Raw genomic sequence first — 8,294 nt, forward strand, 5'->3', positions numbered from 1 at the left:
CCTCGCGCCCGTGCACCGAATGCAGCCGACCGCGCCTGCGCCCCTCGAACCGCCACCGGCCGGCCCGGCCGACGCGTTCTCCGGAATCGCTCCGGACGTCGAGCTGATCTCGATCCGCCAGACCAGCGGTGCCTTCACCGTCAAGGACGCTTTTACCGGCGAGCAAGACCCGCAGACCCGGCAGAAGTCGGACACCATCCGCACGTTGGCCCGCGCGATCGTGCATGCGGCCAATCTGGGCGCGCAGGTGATCAACATCTCCGATATCACCTGCATGAGCGCCCGCAACGTGCTCGACCAGGCTGACCTGGGAGCCGCGCTGCGTTACGCGGCGGTCGACCGGAACGTGGTGATCGTCGCCGCCGCCGGAGACACCAGTAGCCGTGACTGCAAACAGAACCCGGTGTTCGATCCGTTGAACCCCAATGACCCGCGGGATTGGAGCGGCGTGACCACGGTGGTAACGCCGGCGTGGTTCAGCGACTACGTGCTGACGGTCGGCTCCGTCGACTCCACCGGCGCGCCGATGGAGAAAATGAGCGTGGCAGGACCCTGGGTGTCGATCGCCGCGCCGGGTACCGACGTCGTCGGTCTGTCGACCCGCGACGACAGTCTGGTGAATGCGGTGGACGGGCCGGACAACACGTTGCTGACGCCGACCGGTACCAGTTTCGCGACCGCGATTGTGTCAGGCGTAGCGGCTCTGGTCCGGGCGAAGTATCCCGACCTGACGTCACACCAGATCATCAACCGGCTGATCCACACCGCCCGCCCGCCGGCGCGGGGGGTGGACAACCAGTTGGGTTACGGGGTGGTCGACCCGGTGGCCGCGCTGACCTGGGATGTCCCGGAGGGCCCGACCCTGCCGACCAAATCCGCCCCATTGAAGATGCCGCCGCCGATTCCGCCGCGGAACATGATGCCGGTGTGGATTGCTGCGGGCGGGTTAGCCGCTGTGCTGCTGATCTTTGCCGCGGTGGTCGGAAGCGCGAGATTGCTCAGACGATCGTCGAGGGAACAATGAAAGAACAGAACCGATTCGGCATAACGCTGTCTTGGGCGCGCATCACAGGCGTGTTTCTCATCGACGTCGCGGTGCTGGCCTCGGCCAGCCACTGGCCGCAAGCGTGGGACGCACACCACGTCGCCTTCTGGGTGGGCGTCGCGGTGGCGCTGGCGGTCACGATCGTCGGGCTGGTCACCTACCGGCGGAATACGCTGGCCTCGGCACTCGGCGCTCGTCTGCTGGACCGGTTCGCCGACCCGCAGGCGACGTTGACGGCGGGACGCACCCCGGCCATCAACCATCAGCGCCGGTACGGTCGCGACGTTGTCGGAATCCGCGAATATCAGGGCCGCCTGGTCTCAGCGATCGCCGTGGAGGCCCGCGAGGAACCGACCGGTCGTCATCGTTCCCGGGAGACCGCGCTGGCCGGGCTGCCGCTGGATGCGGTGGTGAACCGGTTGCGCCAGTTTGATGTGCGCCTGGACGAGATCGACATCGTGTCGGTGGCAACCCAATCCGCGGGTGCGGGTGACCACCGGACATGGTTGCTGCTGCGGTTGGATCCGCAGCGCAACGTCGCTGCCGTGGCGGCCCGCGATTCGGTGGCCGCCACCCTGGCAGCCGCGACCGAGCGGCTTGCCATCGATCTGGACGAAGGACGTCTCATGGCTCGATCGGTGACGGCCGACGAATTCGCCGATCTCGACGCCGCCGTATTGGCCGGTCTTGAACCGGCTCACGTCAGCGCCCGCAGGCGCCGGCTGCGCCACCAGGAGCCGGCCGGCTCGAAGGAGTACGTGACCAGCTTCTGGGTGTCGCCGAGGGACATCACGTCCGGCACGCTGCAGCGGTTGTGGCTGCCGGAGACCAACGCAACGGCGGTCACGGTCAAGCTGGTCGCTCGCCGCGGCGGGGCCGACGTGTCGGTGTGGGTCCGCTACCACAGCGCCGGTCGGCTGCCCAAAGAAGTCTGGAGCGGGATGAACCGGCTCACCGGCCGCCAGTTGTCCGCGGTGTCGGCCAGCTTGCCGGTGCCCACTACACGCCCGCCGCTGGTGATTCCGGGTCGGTCGCTGGCCTACCGCGAACAGTTGTCCGTGCCTGTCGGTGCGGCAGCACCGCAGCTCGTCACCACCCCTGCGGGGGCGCGCAGGTGACCAGCCCTCAGGCTGGGTCCACGGACGCTCGTAACGCCATGGTGGCCGGACTGCTGGCCTCCGGCATCTCGGTTAAGGGACTTCAGCCCAGCAACAATCCGCCGGTGGCGTTGCGGATGTTCACCACCGCCACCGCAATCGAACCCAGCATGTGCGATGGCTGGCTGGCGCGGCTACTCGCCGGTGACCAGAGCATCGAGGTGCTCGAGGGTGCCTGGGCCGCGAAAGGAACCTTCGGCTGGGAGATCCGCCGCCTCGGCGTCACCGACGTGCAGTTCCGGCCGCAGGTCTCCGACGGGCTCTTCCTGCGGCTGGTGATCACCAGCGTCGACTCCCTGGCAGCGACCTACGCGATGGCTCTCGCCGAAGTGAAACGGTACAAAGAAGCGGCCGACCTTCTCGACGGCACCGATCCGCGCAACCCCTTTGAAGCCGAGCTGGTCCGGTACGCGCGCGGTGTGCTGTTCTTCCGCAGCCGCCGCTGGTCCGACGTCCTGGCGCAATTTCCGGCAGCGACGCCCTGGCGTCAGCCCGAGCTGAAAGCGGCCGGAGCGGCCATGGCGACAACCGCGCTGGCGTCGCTCGGGGTGTTCGAGGAGGCTATCAGGCGCGCCGAAGAAGCCATCGAGGCCGACCGGGTGCCGCCCGCGGCGAACATCGCTTTGTACACCCAAGGCATGTGCCAGCGCCACCTCGGGCGCGAGGAGGAAGCCCTCGAGCTGCTGCGCCGGGTTTATTCGCGCGACGCTAAATTCGCGCCCGCCCGCGAAGCTTTGGACAACTCCAGCTACCGATTGGTGCTAACCGACCCGGAAACCATCGAGGCCCGTACCGATCCCTGGGATCCCGACAGTGCGCCGACCCGCGAACAGACCGAGGCGGCCCGGCACGCCGAAGAGGCGGCCAATTATCTGGCCGAAGGGGACGCCGAGCTCAACGCAATGCTCGGGATGGAGCGGGCCAAGCGCGAGATCAAGTTGATCAAGTCGACCACGAAAGTCAACTTGGCCCGCGCCAAGATGGGTCTGCCGGTGCCGGTGACGTCGCGGCACACGCTGTTGTTGGGTCCGCCCGGAACCGGTAAAACATCGGTTGCGCGGGCATTTGCCAAGCAGCTGTGCGGGTTGACGGTGTTACGAAAGCCGTTGGTGGTGGAAACCAGCCGCACGAAGCTGCTGGGCCGGTATATGGCCGATGCGGAGAAGAACACCGAGGAGATGCTCGAAGAAGCACTCGGCGGGGCGGTGTTCTTCGACGAGATGCACACTCTGCATGAAAAGGGCTATCACTCAGGCGATCCGTACGGCAACGCGATCATCAACACGTTGCTGCTGTACATGGAAAATAACCGCGACGAGCTGGTGGTGTTCGGAGCCGGATACGCCAAAGCGATGGACCGGATGCTCGAGGTCAACCCGGGTCTGCGACGGCGGTTCTCTACGGTCATCGAGTTCTTCAGCTACACACCGCCGGAGTTGGTGGATTTGACGAAGTTGATGGGCCGGGAGAACGAGGACGTCATCACCGACGAGGCGGCTGAGGCGTTGCTACCGAAGTACACCAAGTTCTACACCGAGGAGCACTACTCGGAGGACGGCGACCTCATCCGCGACATCGACACCCTTGGCAACGCCGGGTTCGTGCGCAACGTGGTGGAGAAAGCCCGCGATCATCGCAGTGCCCGCCTCGACGATGAAGACCTGGACGCGGTGCTGGCCGACGACGCCGCGGACTTCAGCACTGACCTGCTGCTGCGCTTTCAGGAGTTGACCCGAGAGGACCTCGCCGAGGGACTCAACGCGGCAGTCGCCGAGCAAAAGTCTGACTAGCCGCTTCTCACAGCGATTCGCCAGCAAACTGCGATCCAACTTGCAGGGGCGCCCCGCTCGACGCTTGGTCCGAGTCTCAACTGCGGAAACTGCGGAAAGTCGCTGGTCAGAGCCGCGGGCGACCGGCGGCGAAATAGACTCACGGTGAATAGGACCTCATCCGCGGCGATTTGCGGTGATGTCGCGGTCATGTGGTCCACAGTGCGGGGCGAGTTGGGTTGACCTGCGGTATCACTGGTGCCACCATGAGGCTGACGCACTTCGCTAGGTGAGGCGTCTGCGCGGATACAGGCCACTGACCTCGAACGTCGAAAGACGCCCAGGGTCAGGACAGCTCTTCCCGGCTTAAGGGTTGAGCCCAAGTGGCTTCCGGCTCTGCCGGATACGCCGTGTGGTGCCGAAGCTCTGACGAGAGGGGTGCCGCGCTCGGCGTGTCTGTCGAGTGTTCTGCCCCTGTATGTGCGACCGCTGGCACACCTATGTGCCATGACCGTGAGGGGAGGTGTGGGGCGAGATTGAGTCCCGGCGATAGTAGTTATCCGAAATCATTGACCGTTCGCCTCCGATCCAGTCACGGTCGTCTCTCCGCCGCCTGAACGAAGGCCGGTGTCGCGCCGTCGTCTTCGCACGGCGGAACAGTGCTGTCGATCCTGCAAATAACGCGGCGCGGGAATTCGTGCCTGGTCGGATCACCCCTAGGGAGAAGTCCAATGTCATTTGTCACCGCGCAGCCCGACCTGCTGACCGCAGCCGCCGGCGACCTGCAGGGCATCGGTTCTGTCATGATCGCCCAGAACGCGGCGGTGGCCGGCCCCACGACCGGAGTCATACCCGCCGCCGCCGATGAGGTTTCGGCCCTGACGGCGGCGCAATTCGCCGCGCATGCCCAGATGTACCAAGCCGTCAGCGCACACGCCGCTGCCATTCACGAATTATTCACGACCACGCTGAACACCAGCGCCGGCTCGTACGCCGCCACCGAAGCCGCCAACGCTGCGGCGGCCAGCTGAAGGGAAACCCTGCTGATGGATTACGGAGCATTGACCCCGGAAGTCAACTCGGCGCGCATGTACACCGGTGCCGGGTCGGCGCCGCTGCTCGCCGCCGCGACGGCATGGAACAGCCTGGCCGCCGAATTGAGTTCAGCCGCCAACTCATATCAGTCGGTGATCGACGGGCTCATCGATTACGGCTGGCAGGGCTCTGCGTCGGAGTCGATGGCCAAAGCCATCGCACCCTATCTGACCTGGATGACCACCACCGCGGGGCAGGCTGAACAGACCGCCGGACAGGCGAATGCGGCAGCCGGAGCATACGACGCCGCCTTCGCCGCCACGGTGCCACCGGCGGAGATCGCCGTGAACCGCACTCAGTTGAGCCAGCTCGTCGCGACGAACATTCTGGGTCAGAACGCGTCGGCGATCGCGGCCGTCGAAGCCCAATACGGCGAGATGTGGGCGCAGGACGCCGCGGCGATGTACGGCTATGCCGCCAATTCGGCTGCGGCTGCCAAGGTTTCACAGTTCAGCAGTCCGGCGCCGACCACGAGCACCAACGGGCTGGTGAACCAGAGCCTGGCGGCTACCCAATCGGCCGGCTCGTCGAGCAGCTCCGGAGTGCAGAACACGCTGTCACAGCTGGTTTCCGCGTTTCCCAACGCACTGCAGAATCTGGCGTCGCCCGCGGCTTCTGGCACGTCCGGATCAGGGCTGAGCGGACTTCTGGGCGGGTCGGGTATCTTCGGCCCGGGAACCAATAACGCCGCGACAGGATTCGCTGGCTTCCTGAATGCTATTGATGGTGCGAATAATTCAGCTGGCGGAACCTTCCTCAACTCCTCGCTGACGAACGGGTTTGTGTCGGGAGGATACCTCAACCCGGCTTTGGTCAGCCCAGCCGCCACCAGCGCCATTGCCGACATCAACTCGCTGAAGTATGGCGCCGGCCTCCCCGCCCTCGGCGGCTTGCCAGATGGGCTGCCACTGGGCGGCGGGGGTGGCATCCCGGCGCTGTCGTCGGCGCCTGCCGCAGGGTTAGCGAGCGGACCGGCGGTGTCAGCGGGCATCGGCAACGCCAGATTGGTCGGCGGGTTGTCGGCGCCGCAAAGCTGGGCCCCGGCGAACCAAATGACGACCCCGATCAGCTCGGGCGCCATGGAGTTTCACACGGTAGGCATGAATGCCGCCGAGCAGGCAGCCGGTATGCCGGGCATGCCCGGGATGCCGATGATGGGCGGGGGCTCACGCAGCTTCAGCTTCGCGACTCCTCGCTACGGCTTCCGTCCGACGGTGATGGCACAACCGCCGGCTGCCGGCTGACGGTCTCCCAAGTCGAATCAACCACCGCCGACGCGTCGACGGTGGCCTGACAGATCGCTTTTCGTGGCGGCGGCGACCCGAGGCTATGAAAAGCGTTCGTGTTGAAGCCGATTCCTCCGCATCCAGCTGAGTGGCTGGGGTGGTGACGGAAAACGGCGAGGCGCAACCGAGTTCGACATCACTGACCGTCACGGCTGTCGGTCTTTCTGCGTGTCGGGTTGACGGTCGACGGAATCAGTGCCACCATGATGTCAGCAAGCACCTCGCTAGGTGAGGCGTCTGCACGGACACAGGCCACTGACCTCGAACGTCGAAAGACGCCCAGGGTCAGGACAGCTCCTCCCGGCTTAAGGGTTGAGCCCAAGTGGCTTCCGACATCGTTCGGATAAGCCGTGCAGTGCCAAAGCTCTGACGAGAGGGGTGCCGAACCCGGGTGATCAGCCCGGGTGACCTCACTCCGGCTTGGCGACTGGTGGCATCCCCGTGTGCCCTGACCGTGAGGAGGTGAAGGACGACATGAGTTCCGACGACAGTCCGTATCCGAGTTCGACGACCCTATCGTCCCGATCCGGCCCCGGCGTCAATCTTGTCGCCTGAAACAGCCCGGCACTGAAAGCTTTTCGCACGTTCACGCCCCCCGTCGGTGTGCTATCGGCGTGCGCGGACGCGACTCGAGCCTGGGCTCCGCTGCTTGAGGAGAAGTCCCATGTCTTTTGTCACCGCACAGTCGGAAATCATGGCAGCCGCCGCCAACGCCCTGCACGGGATCGGCTCAGCTATGGTCGCGCAGAACGCTGTCGCCGCGCCTTCCACCACGGCAGTGACTCCCGCCGCCGCGGACGATGTATCAGCTTTGACGGCAACACAATTCGCCGCACACGCGCAGCTCTACCAGGTGGTCAGTGCGCAAGCTGCTGCAATGCACGACCTGTTTGTCAGCACATTGGGCACCAGCGCCCAGTCATACTCGGCCACCGAGGCCGCCAACGCCATCGCTGCAGGGTGAGGGAGGTGTCGAGCGATGACCGCATTCATGGATTTCGGTGTACTACCGCCGGAAATCAACTCGGGCAGAATATATTCCGGACCCGGCTCGGCGCCCTTGCTGGCCGCCGCCAGCGCTTGGAACGGGCTGGCCGCTGATCTGCGTTCGACGGCGGGCGACTACAGCTCGACCGTCGCAGGCCTGACCAGCGATGGATGGCAAGGTCCGGCATCGGCCTCGATGGCGACGGCGGCCTCCTCCTACTCGGGATGGCTGAACATCACCGCTGCCCAAGCTGAGCAGACCGCCGGCCAGGCGACCGCGGCGGCTGGGGCGTATGAGACCGCGCTCGGCTCGTCAGTACCGCCGCCGGCGATCGCGGCCAATCGCGCCCAGTTGGCGTCGCTGGTCGCGACCAACATCATCGGCCAGAACACCCCGGCGATCGCGGCCACCGAGGCGGAATACGGCCAGATGTGGGCCCAGGACGCGGCCGCCATGTACGGCTATGCCGGATCGGCGGCGGCTGCTACGAAGGTGACGCCGTTCAATGCGCCGCAGCAGACCACCACTCCCGGTGCGCTGGGCGCGCAGGCCGCTGCGGTCACGCAGGCCACCGGCACCTCGGCCGGCTCGAACACCCAGACGGCGTTGTCACAGCTGACGTCGGCGATACCTTCGACCTTGCAGAACCTGGCGGCGCCCGGGGCTGCATTGGGCTCAACGGCGTCGGGTACCACGAGCATCTCGGGGGTCTCGAGCCTGTTCAGTCAGCTGTTCAGCTCGGATGGTCTCGGGCTCAACAGCAACATCTGGAACACGATCACCTCCACCGGCGCCTTCAACCCGATTCAGGTCATCCAGGCCATCACCGGAACCAGTTTTCTCGGCGCAGGGTTGGAGAACGGCCTGGGCGGTGTGACGCCCTCGGCGCTGGGCGGGGGGCTGGGCTCCGGCGTGCTGGGCGCGGCCGGTGTACCGGCTTCACCGAGCCTGGGT

7 protein-coding genes and 2 riboswitches are annotated in these 8,294 nt (G+C 65.9%); all 7 genes read left to right on the plus strand.

The genetic code is table 11. The features are described 5' to 3' along the window. Nucleotides 1-1,024 (plus strand): type VII secretion-associated serine protease mycosin (gene mycP / locus WA317_RS09310; RefSeq protein WP_425172752.1); only part of this gene is annotated, 1,024 nt, incomplete at its 5' end. Then, nucleotides 1,021-2,163: a type VII secretion protein EccE gene (gene eccE / locus WA317_RS09315; protein WP_425172753.1), complete on the plus strand. Its 1,143-nt coding sequence runs from the start codon at nt 1,021-1,023 to the stop codon at nt 2,161-2,163. The genes mycP and eccE, both read left to right, overlap by 4 nt. Continuing rightward, nucleotides 2,160-3,992, plus strand: coding sequence for a type VII secretion AAA-ATPase EccA (gene eccA, locus WA317_RS09320; protein WP_425172754.1), 1,833 nt, complete (start codon nt 2,160-2,162; stop codon nt 3,990-3,992). The genes eccE and eccA overlap by 4 nt, the downstream gene beginning before the upstream one ends. A gap of 253 nt (nt 3,993-4,245) precedes the next feature. Next, a riboswitch (M-box (ykoK) riboswitch) is annotated at nt 4,246-4,416 on the plus strand. Nucleotides 4,417-4,702: 286 nt separating this feature from the next. Continuing rightward, complete coding sequence (locus WA317_RS09325; RefSeq protein WP_425172755.1) at nt 4,703-5,002, plus strand: PE family protein; 300 nt, start codon at nt 4,703-4,705, stop codon at nt 5,000-5,002. Between the two features lie 15 nt (nt 5,003-5,017). After that, entirely contained in the window at nt 5,018-6,310 is a 1,293-nt protein-coding gene (locus WA317_RS09330; RefSeq protein ID WP_425172756.1) for a PPE family protein, read from the plus strand. A gap of 255 nt (nt 6,311-6,565) precedes the next feature. Beyond that, nucleotides 6,566-6,737, plus strand: a riboswitch (M-box (ykoK) riboswitch). 279 nt (nt 6,738-7,016) lie between these two features. Further along, nucleotides 7,017-7,316: a PE family protein gene (locus WA317_RS09335; RefSeq protein WP_425172757.1), complete on the plus strand. Its 300-nt coding sequence runs from the start codon at nt 7,017-7,019 to the stop codon at nt 7,314-7,316. A 15-nt stretch (nt 7,317-7,331) separates the two neighbouring features. Further along, the coding region (locus WA317_RS09340; protein WP_425172758.1) for a PPE family protein at nt 7,332-8,294 on the plus strand (963 nt) is incomplete at its 3' end.

It is taken from the genome of Mycobacterium sp. (assembly GCF_049802695.1).
Lineage (GTDB): Bacteria > Actinomycetota > Actinomycetes > Mycobacteriales > Mycobacteriaceae > Mycobacterium.

Bases quoted from the DNA above. Each gene is read 5' to 3' on its own strand.
- eccE (WP_425172753.1), top strand. From the start codon at position 1,021: ATGAAAGAACAGAACCGATTCGGCATAACGCTGTCTTGGGCGCGCATC.
- WA317_RS09325 (WP_425172755.1), top strand. From the start codon at position 4,703: ATGTCATTTGTCACCGCGCAGCCCGACCTGCTGACCGCAGCCGCCGGC.
- WA317_RS09330 (WP_425172756.1), top strand. From the start codon at position 5,018: ATGGATTACGGAGCATTGACCCCGGAAGTCAACTCGGCGCGCATGTAC.
- WA317_RS09335 (WP_425172757.1), top strand. From the start codon at position 7,017: ATGTCTTTTGTCACCGCACAGTCGGAAATCATGGCAGCCGCCGCCAAC.